This is a genomic window from Bradyrhizobium sp. HKCCYLRH3059, from assembly GCF_051168035.1.
Taxonomy (GTDB): domain Bacteria; phylum Pseudomonadota; class Alphaproteobacteria; order Rhizobiales; family Xanthobacteraceae; genus Bradyrhizobium.
Genome location: NZ_JBNPUF010000010.1, coordinates 146,084 through 160,622 on the forward strand (window position 1 = coordinate 146,084; position 14,539 = coordinate 160,622).

The 14,539-nt window shown below is 66.7% G+C and carries 15 protein-coding genes; 6 read left to right on the forward strand and 9 right to left on the reverse strand.

The annotated features are described in order from the left end of the window. Positions 1 to 406: 406 nt before the first annotated feature. Positions 407 to 583 carry a hypothetical protein gene (locus ACQR13_RS27575; RefSeq protein ID WP_315716614.1) on the reverse strand — a complete coding sequence of 59 codons (177 nt, stop codon included), beginning with the start codon at positions 581 to 583 and terminating at the stop codon, positions 407 to 409. Between the two features lie 21 nt (positions 584 to 604). On the opposite strand from ACQR13_RS27575, the gene ACQR13_RS27580 reads away from it, so the two are divergent. Beyond that, positions 605 to 1,177, forward strand: a complete 573-nt coding sequence (locus ACQR13_RS27580) for a Crp/Fnr family transcriptional regulator (RefSeq protein ID WP_315810755.1) — start codon at positions 605 to 607, stop codon at positions 1,175 to 1,177. 78 nt (positions 1,178 to 1,255) lie between these two features. Here the strand turns inward: ACQR13_RS27580 and ACQR13_RS27585 are convergent, their stop codons facing one another. From ACQR13_RS27585 to ACQR13_RS27605, 5 genes are all read right to left on the reverse strand, one after another. Further along, complete coding sequence (locus ACQR13_RS27585; RefSeq protein WP_434863437.1) at positions 1,256 to 1,930, reverse strand: Crp/Fnr family transcriptional regulator; 675 nt, start codon at positions 1,928 to 1,930, stop codon at positions 1,256 to 1,258. Between the two features lie 266 nt (positions 1,931 to 2,196). After that, positions 2,197 to 3,237 (reverse strand): tryptophan--tRNA ligase, encoded by a 1,041-nt coding sequence (gene trpS, locus ACQR13_RS27590; protein ID WP_434863438.1) that lies wholly within the window; start codon positions 3,235 to 3,237, stop codon positions 2,197 to 2,199. 124 nt (positions 3,238 to 3,361) lie between these two features. Then, positions 3,362 to 3,496, reverse strand: a complete 135-nt coding sequence (locus ACQR13_RS27595; RefSeq protein WP_315716618.1) for a hypothetical protein — start codon at positions 3,494 to 3,496, stop codon at positions 3,362 to 3,364. 5 nt (positions 3,497 to 3,501) lie between these two features. After that, positions 3,502 to 5,136 carry an ABC transporter substrate-binding protein gene (locus ACQR13_RS27600; protein ID WP_434863439.1) on the reverse strand — a complete coding sequence of 545 codons (1,635 nt, stop codon included), beginning with the start codon at positions 5,134 to 5,136 and terminating at the stop codon, positions 3,502 to 3,504. A gap of 388 nt (positions 5,137 to 5,524) precedes the next feature. Beyond that, positions 5,525 to 6,142, reverse strand: a complete 618-nt coding sequence (locus ACQR13_RS27605) for a TetR/AcrR family transcriptional regulator (protein ID WP_315716620.1) — start codon at positions 6,140 to 6,142, stop codon at positions 5,525 to 5,527. Between the two features lie 103 nt (positions 6,143 to 6,245). Here ACQR13_RS27605 and ACQR13_RS27610 point away from each other — a divergent pair, with 103 nt between their 5' ends. The 4 genes from ACQR13_RS27610 to ACQR13_RS27625 all read left to right on the forward strand — a co-directional run bounded on the left by ACQR13_RS27610 (position 6,246) and on the right by ACQR13_RS27625 (position 9,886). Continuing rightward, positions 6,246 to 6,944, forward strand: a complete 699-nt coding sequence (locus ACQR13_RS27610; protein WP_315716621.1) for a PspA/IM30 family protein — start codon at positions 6,246 to 6,248, stop codon at positions 6,942 to 6,944. Positions 6,945 to 6,999: 55 nt separating this feature from the next. Further along, positions 7,000 to 7,275, forward strand: a complete 276-nt coding sequence (locus ACQR13_RS27615; protein WP_315716622.1) for a YiaA/YiaB family inner membrane protein — start codon at positions 7,000 to 7,002, stop codon at positions 7,273 to 7,275. Between the two features lie 335 nt (positions 7,276 to 7,610). Beyond that, positions 7,611 to 8,615 (forward strand): hypothetical protein, encoded by a 1,005-nt coding sequence (locus ACQR13_RS27620; RefSeq protein ID WP_315716623.1) that lies wholly within the window; start codon positions 7,611 to 7,613, stop codon positions 8,613 to 8,615. After that, on the forward strand, positions 8,612 to 9,886 hold the full coding sequence (locus ACQR13_RS27625) for a hypothetical protein (RefSeq protein WP_434863440.1): 1,275 nt from the start codon (positions 8,612 to 8,614) through the stop codon (positions 9,884 to 9,886). Before ACQR13_RS27620 ends, ACQR13_RS27625 begins: the two co-directional genes overlap by 4 nt. Here the strand turns inward: ACQR13_RS27625 and ACQR13_RS27630 are convergent. The 3 genes from ACQR13_RS27630 to ACQR13_RS27640 all read right to left on the reverse strand — a co-directional run bounded on the left by ACQR13_RS27630 (position 9,813) and on the right by ACQR13_RS27640 (position 13,216). Next, positions 9,813 to 11,414, reverse strand: coding sequence for a hypothetical protein (locus ACQR13_RS27630; protein ID WP_434863441.1), 1,602 nt, complete (start codon positions 11,412 to 11,414; stop codon positions 9,813 to 9,815). The two genes, ACQR13_RS27625 and ACQR13_RS27630, sit on opposite strands and share 74 nt — an antisense overlap. A gap of 409 nt (positions 11,415 to 11,823) precedes the next feature. Beyond that, positions 11,824 to 12,675 carry an SDR family NAD(P)-dependent oxidoreductase gene (locus ACQR13_RS27635; RefSeq protein WP_316171333.1) on the reverse strand — a complete coding sequence of 284 codons (852 nt, stop codon included), beginning with the start codon at positions 12,673 to 12,675 and terminating at the stop codon, positions 11,824 to 11,826. Between the two features lie 151 nt (positions 12,676 to 12,826). After that, entirely contained in the window at positions 12,827 to 13,216 is a 390-nt protein-coding gene (locus tag ACQR13_RS27640; RefSeq protein WP_316171334.1) for a winged helix-turn-helix domain-containing protein, read from the reverse strand. Between the two features lie 100 nt (positions 13,217 to 13,316). Here ACQR13_RS27640 and ACQR13_RS27645 point away from each other — a divergent pair, with 100 nt between their 5' ends. Further along, positions 13,317 to 14,441, forward strand: coding sequence for an alkene reductase (locus ACQR13_RS27645; protein ID WP_316171335.1), 1,125 nt, complete (start codon positions 13,317 to 13,319; stop codon positions 14,439 to 14,441). Positions 14,442 to 14,539: the final 98 nt, after the last annotated feature.

The following is a 14,539-nucleotide window of genomic DNA, read 5'->3' on the forward strand; positions in this document are numbered from 1 at the left end:
CCGACAGCGAGCCGGGGGGCGTGTGACAGATGGATCCCGTCGAAGGGGTGTGTCCTGTCCGAATCCGTCAACGACCTCAATTTCATCCGTGAATGCCTGCGTCTGGCGGCGGATTTCACGCAACTTGCGCGCGATGCCGTCGATCCGGACCTGCAGGCGCATTGTCTGCGGATGGCCGCCTTCTGGACCGATCGGGCCGCCGGAAATCCCGGCGCGGAATCGGACGATCCGAGTCAGTGAAATCGCCGGATGCGCGATGAGCGAGCAGGGCCGTTGTTGCGGCGCGGCGGGGGAGCCTTGCGTGCGGGAGCTCGTGAGCAATTTTGCTCAGACTTGCCGGTCGAGAGCGCCCAAGAAACGGGGGCGACGGCGCGGACAGCCGCCTCTGCGCCGTGGCCTCCGTCCCTCATCGTGGCTTGTCAGTTTTGGAATGATCAAGGCGCAAACCGATCGCGATCTGCGGAGCAATCAGCTGCTCGATGCCCTGGCGCCGGACAGCCGCGGCCGGATCGAGCCGCACCTCGAGCCCGTTGATTTCAAGCTCGGCGCCGTGGTCTGCGAGGCGGGCGGCCATCTCCGGCATGCCTATTTCCCGAGAGGATCGGTGTTGTCGCTGTTGACCGTGCTGGAGAACGGCGACGCCATCGAGACGGCCAATATCGGTCGCGAGGGCGCCTTCGGCCTCTTCGCCGCCATGTACAGCCGGGCCTCCTTCAACCGTTGCATCGTTCAACTCGAAGGGCATACCGTCCGGTGTCCGATCGAGCTGCTGCAGCACGAGTTCGATTCCAGCGAACATGTGCGCAATCTTCTCGTCAGCTACTCGGAGACGCTGCTGTCCCAGGTTCAGCAGACGGTGGCCTGCAATGCGATGCATTCGACGGAAGAGCGCATCTGCCGATGGCTGCTGATGATGCACGACCGGGCCGAAGGGGCGGTGCTTCCGTATACGCACGAGTTCCTGTCGCAGATTCTCGGGGCCAATCGCAAGTCGGTGACGCTTGCCGCGCAATCCATGCAGGCGGCCGGCCTGATCAGCTATCGTCGCGGCACCATCCAGGTGCTCAACCGGCCCGGCCTCGAGAAAGCCTCGTGCGAATGCTACGCCATCGTCAAGCAGCGGTTCGATGCGTTTCTCCAGCCGCCCACGACGGCGGTGCGCAGTCAGCTGCAGTGATGTGACGGTGGCAATGATGTGATGGTGGCGTGGATCGAGCCGAGCAGGGCGGCCCCAGCTCGATCTCGCGATGCCCGGTCACAAGCTCTTCAGCGGACCTTTGCCTCCGACCGACTTGTCGCCTGCGATATGCGGCTGATCGTGCAGGACGACGTTCAGCAGGGAGCTGTTGATCTCGAGGTGGCCGTTGTAGTCGATGAAGCCCAGCTTGCGGAACTTGTTCATGAAGTGACTGACGCGCGAGCGGGTGGTGCCGATCATGTCGGCCAGCATCTCCTGGCTGACCTTCGCGATGACCCGCTGCGGCTTGCCGTCATTGCCGAAATTGGCCAGCAGCAGTAGCGCCCGCGCAAGGCGCTTCTCGCTCGAATTGAACAGCTGATCGATGAGATCGGCCTCGACGCGGATCGTGCGGGCGAGAATGTGCGAAACGAAGATCTCGGAGAACGCCGGCTGCTCACGCAGGGCGCTCAGCGCGGCCGATTTGGTGATCCGCAGGATTTCGCTGTCCGTGATGGCCGACGCCGCCGACAGCCGATGAGACTGGCCGGCCAGGCAGCCTTCGCCGAAAAAGTCGTCCTGCCCGAGCAGCGCGATGACCGCCTCCTTGCCCTGCTCGGAATGGACGACGATCTTGACCGTGCCGGTGATGATATAGAACAGCACATCGGCGGGGCCGCCCTGAGAAAAGATCTGCTGGTCCTTTCGGTATTTCCCGATCGTCCGGCCTGGGCCTTCGGTCTTGAGGAACACCGCCGGATCGAAAGCCTACTTCTTTGGCGGCGGCTTTGCGGCCGTCGGCGGCTTTACGATGGGTCGCTTCGCCATGTGTTCTCCCGGGTGAAACGCGAGTGTTGGATACTTCGAAGCCGGATCTCGGCATCACGGTTGGGCAGGCGCGAACACAGCATAGCGCCTTTCGCGGATGCTTGACAGCGCGGCGTCTATTTCAACGGGACACGCACAGCCGCTTCGTGTTCCAGTGACGCAGCGGAGCGAGAATTAGTTAATTCATGTTATCAAGCATTAGCATCGCACCGCTCATGCAGCGCGAACAGGCCCAGGGCCTCGCGGACGTCACGCAAGGTCGCATCGGTGACGGTGCGCGCCAGTTGGGTGCCGCGCCTGACGATCTCGAGAACGTGGCCGGGATCACGCGCAAACGCCGCCCGCCGGTCGCGGATCGGCGCGACCACGGCCTGCAGCACGTCATCAAGTCGCTGCTTCACGACGCTGTCGCCGAGGCCGCCGCAGACGTAGCGCGCCTTCAGGTCCGCGACCGCCGCAGGATCGTCGTCGAACGCGTCGAGATAGGTGAAGACGACATTGCCTTCGACGCGGCCCGGATCGGCGGCCCTGACGTGGCCGGGATCGGTGAACATGCGGCGGACGGCATCGCGAATCTGGTCCGCAGTGGCGGAGAGCGGAATCGTGTTGCCCTGTGATTTGCTCATCTTGGCCTTGCCGTCCACGCCAGGCAGGCGCCCGACGCTCGGGATCAGCGCGCGTGCCTCGGGGAGCACTTCCGTGCCCGCCTGGCGGTTGATGCGGCGGACGATCTCGTTGGTCTGCTCGATCAGCGGCGCCTGGTCGTCTCCGACCGGCACGATGGTCGCCTTGAAGGCGGTGATGTCGGCGGCCTGCGCAACGGGATAGCACAGGAAGCCGGCCGGAATATCGCGGCCGAAGCCGCGCGCCTGGATCTCGTCCTTGATGGTCGGGTTGCGCTCGAGCCGCGCCACCGTGACGAAGTTCATGTAGAGCAGCGTGAGATCGGCCAGCGCCGGCAGGTGCGATTGCAGGCAGATGGTCGTCATCTCCGGATCGATGCCGACGGCGAGATAGTCGGTCGCGATCTCCAGGATGTTCCGGCTCACCTTGGCCGGATCGTGGGCGTGGTCCGTGAGCGCCTGGGCATCGGCCAGCAGCAGGAATTGCCGATGCGTCGATTGCAGCGCGACGCGGGTCTGCAGCGAGCCCACATAGTGGCCGAGGTGCAGCGGGCCGGTGGTTCTGTCGCCGGTCAGGATGACGGGACGTTCTGGCATTGAGAGAGGCATCGTGGTTCTCCAGGAGTGAGAACCGCCGCTCGATCGAACTCTTCGATGCTGTTGATGACAAGAACCGCGTCGCAGGCCGATGAACGGCGGCGACGGGCGAATGAATGACGAGGCCGTGCCGCTCCTAGATGGAGCGCCACCACGTGTTCGCGTGCAAGGTCTCAGTCTTGATCATGCGACCGATATGGCCGAAACCGCCGATGAATGCAACCCGCTCAGGCACGCTGCGCAGAGCGCGGCCCCAGGCCAGTTCAGCCATTCCGCCTATTCGAGATCAATCGCGTGATACTGGCCGGACTTGTCGAGCTGCGTGCCCCAGACCTTGTGCAGCGCCTGGTGGTCGGAGGGGCCGAAGCTCACCTTCGATCCGACGCCCAGCTCGTAATTCTGCATCGATTCGAGGACATCGACCAGCGTTTCCGTGTCCACCGCGGGACCGGCGCGGCGCAGCCCTTCGATCAGGATGTTGGCGGTGAGATAGGCTTCCAGGGACGAGTAATCCGCCGGCTCTCCCGGAAAATATCTGTCGAGCGCCTTCTTGTAGTTCAGGGTGACGGAGGCGTAGCCGTCGACCGCCGGCGTGACCTGGGTGCAGATGACGCCGTCCGCATAGCGCGGGCCGAGCACCATCAGCTCACTGGCGAGGCCGGTGCTGCCGACGCCGGAGATCGTCGCGTAGGTCATGTCCGGATAGAGATCGCGGGTCTTCTCGATGAACTTGGCCGCGGCGCGAAAGGTGGCGACCAGCACCACCGCCTTGATCGCATGCTTCTGCCGCCGCAGTTGCGCGATGGCCTCGTCGACATTGACGGTGTTGCGGCTGTAGCTCATGCGGAAGGCGTCGCCCGCGCCGCCGCGCAGCCCGTGCATCGCCTTGCTGACGCCCTCCCACCCCGCGTCGCCATAGGCATCCTGCTGGGTGAGAACTCCGATCTCCTGCGGACGCAGCTTGCGGATCTTGACGAGATAGTTCACGAGCGCATGGGCTTCCTCGGCGTAGCCGGCGCGGTAGTTGAAGACGTAGCGGTCCGGCGGATCGCGGCGAAGCGAAGGAGCCCCGGTGAAGGCGCCGAAATACAGCGCATGATGCTCGAGCGCGTACGGCACCGAGATCAGGGCCGTCGGACTGCCGTAGTTCTCGACGAATCCGAACACCTTGTGCTGCTCGTAAAGGTCCTTCATCGCGTTCAGCGTCCGCGTCGGCTCATAGGCATCGTCGGCCGTGTAGAGCTTGAGCTGCCGGCCATGCACACCGCCTTCCTCGTTGACCTGAGCGAATGCGAGGTCGATGCCGAGCTTGAGTTGACGGCCCATCTCCCTGGCCGGCCCTGAAAACGGCGCCGCCATTCCGAAGCTGATTTCGGTATCGGTCACGCCCTGGACCGGGGCGCGCGTGCTGGTCGGCTGCGCCGACGCGGCATTGGCCACTCGCGTGTCGAACTTCGGCACACGGTCGTCCTCCCTCAGCGGCACGTTCTGGTCCGGCGCGACCGCCGGAGCGGCGCTCGCGAGCGCTCCGGTCCGGAGAGTATCCTGGACTGGCGCAACGGTCTGCGCGGCTTGGACCGGCGGCGATGGGACTGTTGCCGTCGTTGTCGCCGCCGCGCTGCTCTTGGCGGAGAGCGCAGCGGTCCACCGCGTCGGAAGTCTCGTCGCTGCAAAGCCGGCCACGCCCGCGGCAACAGCCACGAGCCCCATCACGCTCAACGCGCCGAGGAGACGCCGTTCCCGTGGCGGCGGAGGAACCTCCTGCACGCCGTAACGGGACGCGAATTCAGCAGGGGTAGGCCGATCGTGCTCGTCGCGCCACGGTTGTTCATACAGCGGACGCCGGCCGTCGTCGTAGCCGGACGGGAATGGCGGATCGCGGTCGTCATTGGGCGCACGCAGATGTCTCACGATTTTCCCCTTGGCTCGCGCGTCATGGACTCGTTGGAGTTTTTTCTGGATCGCGCGGCATACGCTGCAGGTTCTGCCGGCCGGATGAGCGTGGCCATGCGCCGAGATCTGCACATGTCACACGAACTAACACTCGTCGTCGAGCGTCGGTGGAACGGCAGTTCCAGACATGTTGTCTGGAACAAGTCCGAACGTCGGCATGATACTGCGAAGCAATGGGGCGGTTGTTTGTTCTCGCCGTCAATTCCAGCTGAACAAGGAGGGAGCCGCGCCGCCATGGCAGCAAATTGGCTCTGACAGCAAGCAGGAGAGAAGTGCCGTGAAGCAGTCGGACTTGTTGTTGGCATCAGCATCCGATGACGCTGCGCCCCCGACGCCGAGCTCCGCGTCACCGGCCGGTCGTCTCCTCCGCCACCAGTCCCGTCACCATCGCCTTCACCATGGTCGCGATCTGCGCGCGCAAGGCCGCGAGCGGCACAGCGATCAGCTTCTGCTCCAAGCCGAGCGCGACCATGCCGTGGACGGCCGAGAACAGGCTGCGCGCGGTGACGCTGATGTCGTCGAAAGAGCGCCGTGGAAACAACGCCGCCAGTGGCTGGTGGATGTGACGGAACAGGTGCATCTGGTCGGCGATCGCCCAGTCGGGCAGCGGCTTCTCGGGCGGCATGCGGTGCTCGAACAGCGCGCGCCAGAGCTCGAGATTGTGGGCGGCGAAGTCGCAATAGGCGATCGCGATGCGCACCAGCGCAGCCTCGGGGCCGGGAGGGCCCGCGCTCTCGGCTGCGGACAGGTCGGCGTCGAGCCGCGCCAAGGTGCGTGATCCGACCATCAGCACCAGTTCGTCGACGTCGGCGACGAGATTGTAGACCGCGCCATTGGCGACGCCGATCTCCTGGGCGAGATCGCGCGTCTTCAGACCCGCGAGACCCCGCGTCCGGATCATCCGCTCGGCGGCCTCGATCAAGGCTTCGCGCTGTTTCGCACGTCTTTCCAGTGTCTTGGACATTGTTAACCAAAATATTGAGCGGTGCTCAAAATAATTCTTGAGCGTCGCTCATGGGTGCGCTAGAAGAAACGTCATGAGCGATGCTCATAACAGGGAGTTCACAATGTTCAAGACCGTTCTCACGCTGTTTCGGGGCACCGTGGCCGTCGCGGAGGAGGAGCTGCAGGACCGGACCGCGCTGGTGATCCTGGATCAGCAGCTGCGTGACGCCGCCGCCGCCGTCGATCGCAGCAAGCGCGCGCTGGCGCTGGCCATTGCGCAGGACCAGCAGGAGGGCAAGCGGCTCGAGGCGACCTTGGCACGGATCACCGATCTCGAGGTGCGCGCCACCGCAGCGCTCGACGGCGGCCGCGAGGATCTGGCCCGCGAGGCGGCGCAGGCGATCGCCGGCCTCGAGGCCGAGTGTGACGCGGCGCGGACGGCGCGGGCGCTGTTCGCGACCGAGATCACCAGGCTGAAGAAACATGTCGCCAACGCCGAGGCGCGCATTGCCGAGCTCGATCGCGGCCGGCGGATTGCGCGCGCCTCCGAGGCCGTGCGCAATCTGCGCCGCGGCGGCATCGAGGCGGCGCGTCCTTACGAGTGCACGCTGCCCGAGGCCGAAGCGACGCTGAAACGGCTGCGGGAGCGGCAGATCGAGGCGCAGGCCGCCGACGAGGCGCTCATGGAGCTCGATGCCGCGACGGGGCCGATCACCACGGCCGAGAAGCTCGCCGAGCAGGGCTTTGGCCCACGCATCAAGACCACTGCCGACGACGTGCTGGCGCGGCTGAAGGCCGGCCGCGCCGCACCGGCCAACTGATTTTCGTCACGACCGATCGAACGCATCAACAACCACGTCATCATAGGAGCCGACCATGAACCAGAACACCCAGCCGCACAGCAGCGCCTTCATCACCTTCTCCTACGCCTCGTTCGCCGCCTCCGCCTTCCTCGTCGCTCTCGGCGTCTTCTTCATGCCGATCGATCTCTGGATGAAGGGCTATCTGACGATGGGCATTGTCATGCTGGTGCAGACCTGCGTCACCCTGACCAAGACGCTGCGCGACCGCCACGAGAGCGGCAAGCTCGTCAATCGCATCGAAGACGCTCGCGCCGAGCGCCTGCTGATGGAGGTGTCGAAGGCAGCTTAGGGCGGCCGCAGTCGTCTCGCTCTCTTGGCCTCTCCCCGCTCTTGTCCACCGTAGCTCGACGAGCGAAGGCGGATGCGGGGAGAGGCCGGATTGCATCGAAGATGCAATCCGGGTGAGGGGAAGTTTGCGGGGCAAGCTCCGACTTCGGCGAGACAGCGCCGGCAGGCGGTGGGCGCGAAGGCGTCCGCCGCTCACGTCGTTCAACCTGCGTTTACCCTCGCTCACGCTCCGTCCCGCGTCGTTATCGTGAATTAACAGCACCAGGGCATAAGGCGGCCAGGGCGGCCGTGATCCCGGCTGCGCCGCTTCCTGATCACGCCGTGCTAGGTTGAGGCATGAACATCGTCGCAGCAGTGGGGCGTATCCGACGCAGCATCGGCTTCTGGCTGACCGCGCTCGGCCAGGAGGCGATGGACCTGTCGCTACGCACCCATGCGGAGTTGCGCACGCGCATCGTCGAGAGCCCGGGCACGACCCTGGACGATGCGGCGCTGGCGGCGCTCGTGGCCGATCTCCGCACCATTGCCGGCAAGACGCTGCCCGCCGGCGAGCTCACCTACGGCATCTTCTCCGGAGCGCGCGAGCCGCTCGCGCGCGCCATCATCACGGTGGTGTCGGAGGAGGCGGGCGGCCGGCCGATCGCCTTCAATGCGCTCGCGGTGATGCAGGTCGAGCGCGATGGCGACAGCCAGCAGGTGATCCATCTCGGATTGGTCATGGTCGATCCGGAAGCGCGCGGCAAAGGCCTGTCCGGCGTGCTCTACGGCCTCACGACGCTGCTGCTGTTCGTCCGCGACGGGCTGCGGCCGAAATGGATCTCCAACGTCACGCAGGTGCCGGCGGTGGCCGGCATGGTCTGCGAGACCTTCTCCGACGTCTATCCGTCGCCGCTGCCGCAGGCCCGACAGAGCTTTGCGCATCTTCAGCTCGCGCGCGGCATCATGCGGGCGCATCGCGCGGTGTTCGGTGTCGGCGACGAGGCCGGGTTCGACGAACAGCGCTTTGTCATCACCAACGCCTATACCGGCGGCTCCGACGCGCTCAAGAAGACGTATGACGATGCGCCGAAGCATCGCGACGCCGTCTACAACGGCTTCTGCGCGCGCGAGCTGGACTACACCAGGGGCGACGACCTGCTGCAGCTCGGCCGGATCGATCTCGCCGCCGCCCGGCGCTATCTGCTGCGCGAAATCCCCTCGGGCTCGCTGCCGGCGCTGCTGGCGACCTCGGGCGTGCTGGCGCTGCAGCGGATGATCCTGCCGCTGGTACATTGGCTCGACGACACCAGGACGTTCGGCACGCTGCGTCCGCGCCTGCCGCCCGGCGAGCCCGCGCCATGACGGCCGGCATCGTTGCGGACTCCGTCGTCAACCTCTGCGGCGCGATCGGCCTCGCGGTGGCCGCCGCCATGCTGCACCGGCGCGACCCGAGGGGACCGCTGACGGCGCGGCTCGTCGTTCTGCTCGGGACCGTCGCCTCGCTGTTCCTGCTGCGCGGCGTCGCCTGGTGGACGGACAATGCTTTTCTCGACCGCATCTCGCTGGTTCCGGCGGCGCTGATCCCGCTCGGCGCGCTGGTGGTGACGGAAGGTCTGCTGCGCCGACACGCGCATCGCGCGCTCAAGGCGATCGCGCTGGCCGGCGGCGTGGTGCTCGCGCTCGCCGGCGCGCTCGGTCCGGCCGAGTTCGAAAGCCACCACACGGTCGTGCTGTCGGCCTTTCAGCTCGCGGGCTTTGCGACCTGCGCCTGGCTGCTGCTTCGCCGCGACCGCGCGCGCCTGCTGGCCTGGGAGAACCGCGCCATCGATCGCGTCGCGTTCGGCGCCATCATCGTCATCCCCTTCATCATCACCGATTTTCGCGTACTGGCGCCGAGCATGCCGGTGCGGCTCGGCGCATTGGGCGCGCTGCTGGCGGTGACCGCGATCCTCATCGCCGGCGCCAGCGCGGAGACGCAGCGTCAGGGCGGGCTGCTGACATTGTTGCGGATCCTCGGCGCCGCCCTGCTCGGCGCTGCCGCGGCCGCGCTGTCGCCGGACGTCGATGCGGCGCAACTGATGCGCTTCTGCGCGGTCGCGGTGGCCGGCGTGCTCACGATCGGGCTGATCGGCGATGCCTTGCGCGCGATGCTGCAAGCGCGCGAGCCGGGCGTACTCGACTCGATCGGGGCGTCGATCGCGGCGACGCCCGACGAACTGATCGCCGAGCTCACGCGCCAGCCGGTCTTCGAAAGCGCACGCCGCTGTCGCGAGGCTGAGCTGACCGCCTATGATCCGCCGCTGCTGCGCGACTTTCTCGCGTCAAGCCGCGTGCTGCGCCTGGCCGATGCGCCGTGGCGCCGGGCGGCCACCGACCCCGCCGTCGAGCGCATGGTGGCGCTGATGGATGCGCGGCATGCGACGCATGTGATCGTGCTGTCGCACCAGCCGGTCGATCTCATCGTGCTCGCGGTCTCCGTGATCTCGGCCGATCCGGCCACGGAAACCGCGCTCGCGCTCGTCAGGCGCCTGCTGGTGCAGGCGCCCGAGCGACAGGTGATCACGCCCACATGTGATGATGCTGATGCTGTGACATCTCCATCATCGGCCCCTCCATCATCGGACCGTCCATGACCAGGGTTGCCGGGGCGGCGCTGGCGTGTGCTGCCGGCGCGGCGCTGGGAAGCATGATCACGTTCGAGGCCGGCGCGCTGGTGACCGCGGCCAGCAGCGCGGCGGCGTCGGCACTGTTGCCGCCGCCGGTGGTCGCCAGCACCTGGCCGATCGTGGTGCCGTCGACATTGTAGGCGCCGCCATTGACCGGGATGTTGTTGCCGCCGACATCGGCTGCGTTCTGGTGCATCTGGTCGGCGGCCGCGGCGACCAGCGCCTTGTTGCCGGCCTGGAAGCCCTCGAGGATCTTGGCGATCTCGGCGCCGAGCGTGCTCTGGTCGCCGAGCAGCTCGTTGTCGAAGCGGGCCTGGAAGATGCCGCCCTGCGCCGCGTCGAAATCGGTGACGTCCTTCTTGAAGGTCATCAGGTCGGCGGTGACCTGCGCCATCGCGGCGGCGTCGCCGGAATTGACGGCCGCGATCGCAGCCTTGCCGAGCGCGTTCGACTGGGCGATGAACATGGCCCAGAAATCGGTCTGTGCCTGGTTGTCCTGATAGGCCGGCGTCGGGTTGAGGAAGCCGCCGAAGCCGCTCCAGCCGTTCAGGCCGTTCTGCTGCGCCATGTTGGCGAGATTGGTGTCGCCGGCGACGATGTCGATGATGTCGAGGAAGTCGTCGTTCAGCGCGCGGCCGATGTCGACATTGCCGGCCGCGCCGTTGATGTGGGTGTTGACGAGCGCGAGCTGGTCGATGATGGCGAGCGCGTGCACGCCGGTCAGGCCGCCGAACTGCAGCGGATTGGCGGCGACCAGCGCATTGAGGCCGGCGATCAGCGCGTCGACATCGTCCTGGATGACGTCGACGTTGCTTTCGTTGACGCCGCCGATCAGCCGGTTGGCGGCATCGTTGAAGATCAGGCCGAGCTCGGCCAGTGTGCCCTTGGCGGCGGTTGCGGCCGTCACGCCTCCGGGCAGCAGCGCCGGCGCCTGCAGGAAGCCGGTGACGCCGTCGGCGTTGGTCGCATTGCCCGCAAGGTTCGGATCGTTGTTGACGACGTTGAGGATGTCGAGGTGCGCGTTGCGCAGCGCGGTCTCCGCGGCGGCGATGCTGCCGAATGCGCCGCCGCCGGTCACCGAAGCCATCGCGGCATCCTGCGCGACCGTGATGTCGGCGAGGATCTTGTTGATGTTGGTGAGCGTCTGCCCGGTGAACTGGCCGGCGGCAACCATCGCCTTCAGACCATCCTGAATCACGGTGAGATCGCCGGTGTAGTTGTAGACGCTGCCAAGCCCCTGGCCGCCTTCCTCGACCACGTTGCGCCACAGCCCGCCTTCGAGAAAGCGCGTCGCGTCGTTGAAGACGACGCCGAGATCGGCAAAGCCGAGCGCGGGCGTCGGCGGCGTGGGTGTGGGCGGCGTCGGAGGCATCGGAGGCATCGGCGCAGGCGCCGGCTGGCAGTGATGATCGTGATGATGATGGTGGTGGTGGTGGTCGCTGTGATGATGGTGACCGTGGTGACTGTCGTGATGGTGACGGTGATGGCGCGACATGTCCGACGTACTCCCCAAAGCTGCGCACCACTGCGGATGAGCCGAAGCAATGCGGCGCGGCTGACGCGGGTGCGGATGATGAGGGCCATCTGCTGCCTGCTTCGTGGCTGCTTCGCGCAGGGATTGTGGAATGCGTCTGCGTCAGATTGTCGTGCGGCGTACGGGTGGCGCTCCCGCAGAGCTGCGACATCTCACCGCTTGACGGTCGAGGCGCGCTTCGGGAGCCGGCTCTCAGCGACGATGTCGCGCCCGCGGCAAATCAGTGAGTTGCAAGAGCGTTCGACCGTAGCGATTCGGTCGATGGTAGACGTTCCGAGCGCACGCGGACCGCCTTGCGACGATCCGACGCGTCCGGGAACTTGTGATGAGACCGGGAGCAGCTACGCGCCGCCGCTCCGATGTGGCCGGATCATGGCGATTTCTTTACGAACGCGGCGAATGCGTCGGCGTAGTCGGCATGCCAGCGCGACAGTGGCGGCCGGTTCTCGACGATGTCGCCGGCCGCCCACAGGATGCGCCGCTCGTCCAGCGCGCGCGGCACGTCGTTGTCAGGGCACAGCACGTAGAAGTCGCCGGCCGCGACGCGCTCCAGCATGAAGTCGACCGTCTGCTCCGGCGTCCAGGCGGCGGCCGGCTTCTCGACGCGGCCATTCGCCGTCAGCGGCGTGAACACGAAGCCCGGAATGAACAGATGCGCCGTCACCTGGCAGCCGGGCGTGTTGCGCAGCTCGTGCTGCAGCGCCTCGGTGAACGCCTTCACGCCGGCCTTCGAGACGTTGTAGGCGGGATCGCCGGGCGGCGTGGTGATGCCCTGCTTGGAGCCGGTATTGATGATCAGCGCCGGCTTGCTCTGCGCGATCATGTTGGCTGCGAACACCTGCGCGCCGTGGATGATGCCCCACAGATTGACGTCGAGGATGCGCTGCCAATTGTCGTCGGCAAGCATCTTGCTGCCCGGCTGGATGCCGGCATTGTTCATCAGCACGTCGATCGCGCCGAAGCGCTGCCGCACCGCCGTTTCGAGCGCGACCACGCTGTCCCGGTGGCTCACATCGACCGTGGCGGTCATGACCGCAGCCTCGCCACGCTTGGCCGCAGCCGCAAGCCTGGCGGCGGCGTCGCGCAGCCGGGCCTCGTCGACATCGGCGATGCAGACGTTCATGCCGCGCTCTGCGAAGCGCGTGGCGGCGGCGAGCCCGATGCCGGAGGCGCCTCCGGTGACGACGGCGGTGTGGTCGGCGGACAAGGCAGGGTGAGACACGGCAGGTTCTCCGGCATGACGACGAGATGCTGGTGTATGACGTCTTGGCGCGGCCGCAAGATCATCCGGCTGACGGCAAGACGGTTTTTTGCGGCTGCAACGCGAGGCGCATCAGTCCGGTCGCGGATGCATCGCGTCGGCTGGAACCGGCTTACGACGCGGCCCTGGCCCCGCGGGTCTTCCTTGGCTTCTCGATGTCGCTGCGCAGCGCGGCGAGATCCTTCCTCACGGCGTCAGCTGCGTCACGCTCGATGCGCCGGTAACGTTCGACCAACTGCGTGCCGAACGCCGTCAGCGCCGCGCCACCGCCATTGCGGCCGCCGGTCTGGCGCGCCACCGCCGGCTGCCGGCACACCCGGTTGATCTCGTCGACGAGGTCCCAGGCCCGCTTGTAGGACATGTCCATCGCGCGCCCGGCCGCAGAGATCGAGCCGTGTCGCGCGATGTTCTCCAGCAGCGCGATCTTGCCCGGCCCGATCCGGCCGCCGTCATCGAGATCGATGCGCAGGCTGAGCGAGGGCAGGGCGTTCGCTTTCGGCATGGAGGGTCTGCTCGTACTGACGTGGGGCGGACATTGCCACCATCATGTTTTGCGAACAAGATGATCCAAATCGACAATCGCAACGACATCTGGGGACGAAATGCTGCCTGCGCTGTTTTCACCACTCACGATCGGTCCTTATCGCCTCAAGCACCGCGTCGTGATGGCGCCGTTGACCCGCATGCGCGCCGCAAGGGAGACGCTCGCGCCGCGGCCGCTCAACGTCGAGTATTATGCGCAGCGCGCGACGCCGGGCGGCCTGATCATCGCCGAGGCCTCGCCGGTGCTGCCGACCGGCACCGGCAGCCCGAACGTGCCGGGCATCTACAGCGCGGTGCAGATCGCCGGCTGGAAGCAGGTCGTCGACGCCGTGCATGCCAAGGGCGGATTCATCTTCCTGCAGCTCTGGCACGTCGGCCGCGTCTCGCACTCCTCGTTCCAGCCCGGCGGCGTGCTGCCGGTGGCGCCGTCGGCGATCGCGATCGGCGACGATCTCAAGGCGATGACGGCGGAGGGCAAAGGCGCAGCTTACGAGACGCCGCGTGCGCTCGACACCGACGAGATCCCCGCGCTTGTCGCCGCCTATGGCCAAGCCGCGCGCAATGCGATGGCCGCCGGCTTCGACGGCGTCGAGGTGCACGGTGCGAACGGTTACCTGATCGAGCAGTTCCTGCAGACCCGCAGCAACCAGCGCACCGACCGCTACGGCGGCGCAATCGCGAACCGCTGCCGCTTCCTGCTCGAGGTGACCGAGGCCGTGATCGCCGCCTGCGGCGCCGACAAGGTCGGCGTGCGGCTGTCGCCCTATGGCATCGCCAATGGCTCCGGCGAGGCCGAGCCGATGCCGCTCTATACCTACGCGATCGAGGCGCTCAACAAGCTCGGCATCGCCTATCTGCATCTGATCGAGCCGCGCTCCTCCGGCGCCGGCCGCGCCGACGTCAACTGGCAGAACGTGCCGTCGGCCATCGCTCTGTTCCGGCCGGTGTGGAAGGGCGTCCTGATCGGCGCCGGCGGCTTCACGGGCGAGCCGGCCGACGCCGCGATCCGGGCCGGCCTCGCCGACGCCATCGCCTTCGGCCGCACCTTCATCTCCAACCCGGACCTGCCCGCCCGGCTGCAGCACGGCTGGCCGCTGACGCCCTATCACCGCCCGACCTTCTACGGCGGCGAGGAGAAGGGCTACACGGACTATCCGGTGTATCAGGAGATGGCGAAGGTGTAGTCCGCGCTCTCTCCACCGTCATTGCGAGGAGCGCAGCGACGAAGCAATCCAGAGTCGCGTACGCCGCCCTGGATTGCTTCGCTTCGCTCGCAATGACG

What these genes read in the sequence shown, in the direction of transcription:
- ACQR13_RS27645 (WP_316171335.1), top strand. Translation starts at nt 13,317, where the DNA reads ATGCTGCCTGCGCTGTTTTCACCACTCACGATCGGTCCTTATCGCCTC.
- ACQR13_RS27630 (WP_434863441.1), bottom strand. Translation starts at nt 11,414, where the DNA reads ATGTCGCGCCATCACCGTCACCATCACGACAGTCACCACGGTCACCAT.
- ACQR13_RS27610 (WP_315716621.1), top strand. Translation starts at nt 6,246, where the DNA reads ATGTTCAAGACCGTTCTCACGCTGTTTCGGGGCACCGTGGCCGTCGCG.
- trpS (WP_434863438.1), bottom strand. Translation starts at nt 3,237, where the DNA reads ATGCCTCTCTCAATGCCAGAACGTCCCGTCATCCTGACCGGCGACAGA.
- ACQR13_RS27625 (WP_434863440.1), top strand. Translation starts at nt 8,612, where the DNA reads ATGACGGCCGGCATCGTTGCGGACTCCGTCGTCAACCTCTGCGGCGCG.
- ACQR13_RS27605 (WP_315716620.1), bottom strand. Translation starts at nt 6,142, where the DNA reads ATGTCCAAGACACTGGAAAGACGTGCGAAACAGCGCGAAGCCTTGATC.
- ACQR13_RS27640 (WP_316171334.1), bottom strand. Translation starts at nt 13,216, where the DNA reads ATGCCGAAAGCGAACGCCCTGCCCTCGCTCAGCCTGCGCATCGATCTC.
- ACQR13_RS27575 (WP_315716614.1), bottom strand. Translation starts at nt 583, where the DNA reads ATGCCGGAGATGGCCGCCCGCCTCGCAGACCACGGCGCCGAGCTTGAA.
- ACQR13_RS27620 (WP_315716623.1), top strand. Translation starts at nt 7,611, where the DNA reads ATGAACATCGTCGCAGCAGTGGGGCGTATCCGACGCAGCATCGGCTTC.
- ACQR13_RS27615 (WP_315716622.1), top strand. Translation starts at nt 7,000, where the DNA reads ATGAACCAGAACACCCAGCCGCACAGCAGCGCCTTCATCACCTTCTCC.
- ACQR13_RS27595 (WP_315716618.1), bottom strand. Translation starts at nt 3,496, where the DNA reads ATGGCTGAACTGGCCTGGGGCCGCGCTCTGCGCAGCGTGCCTGAGCGG.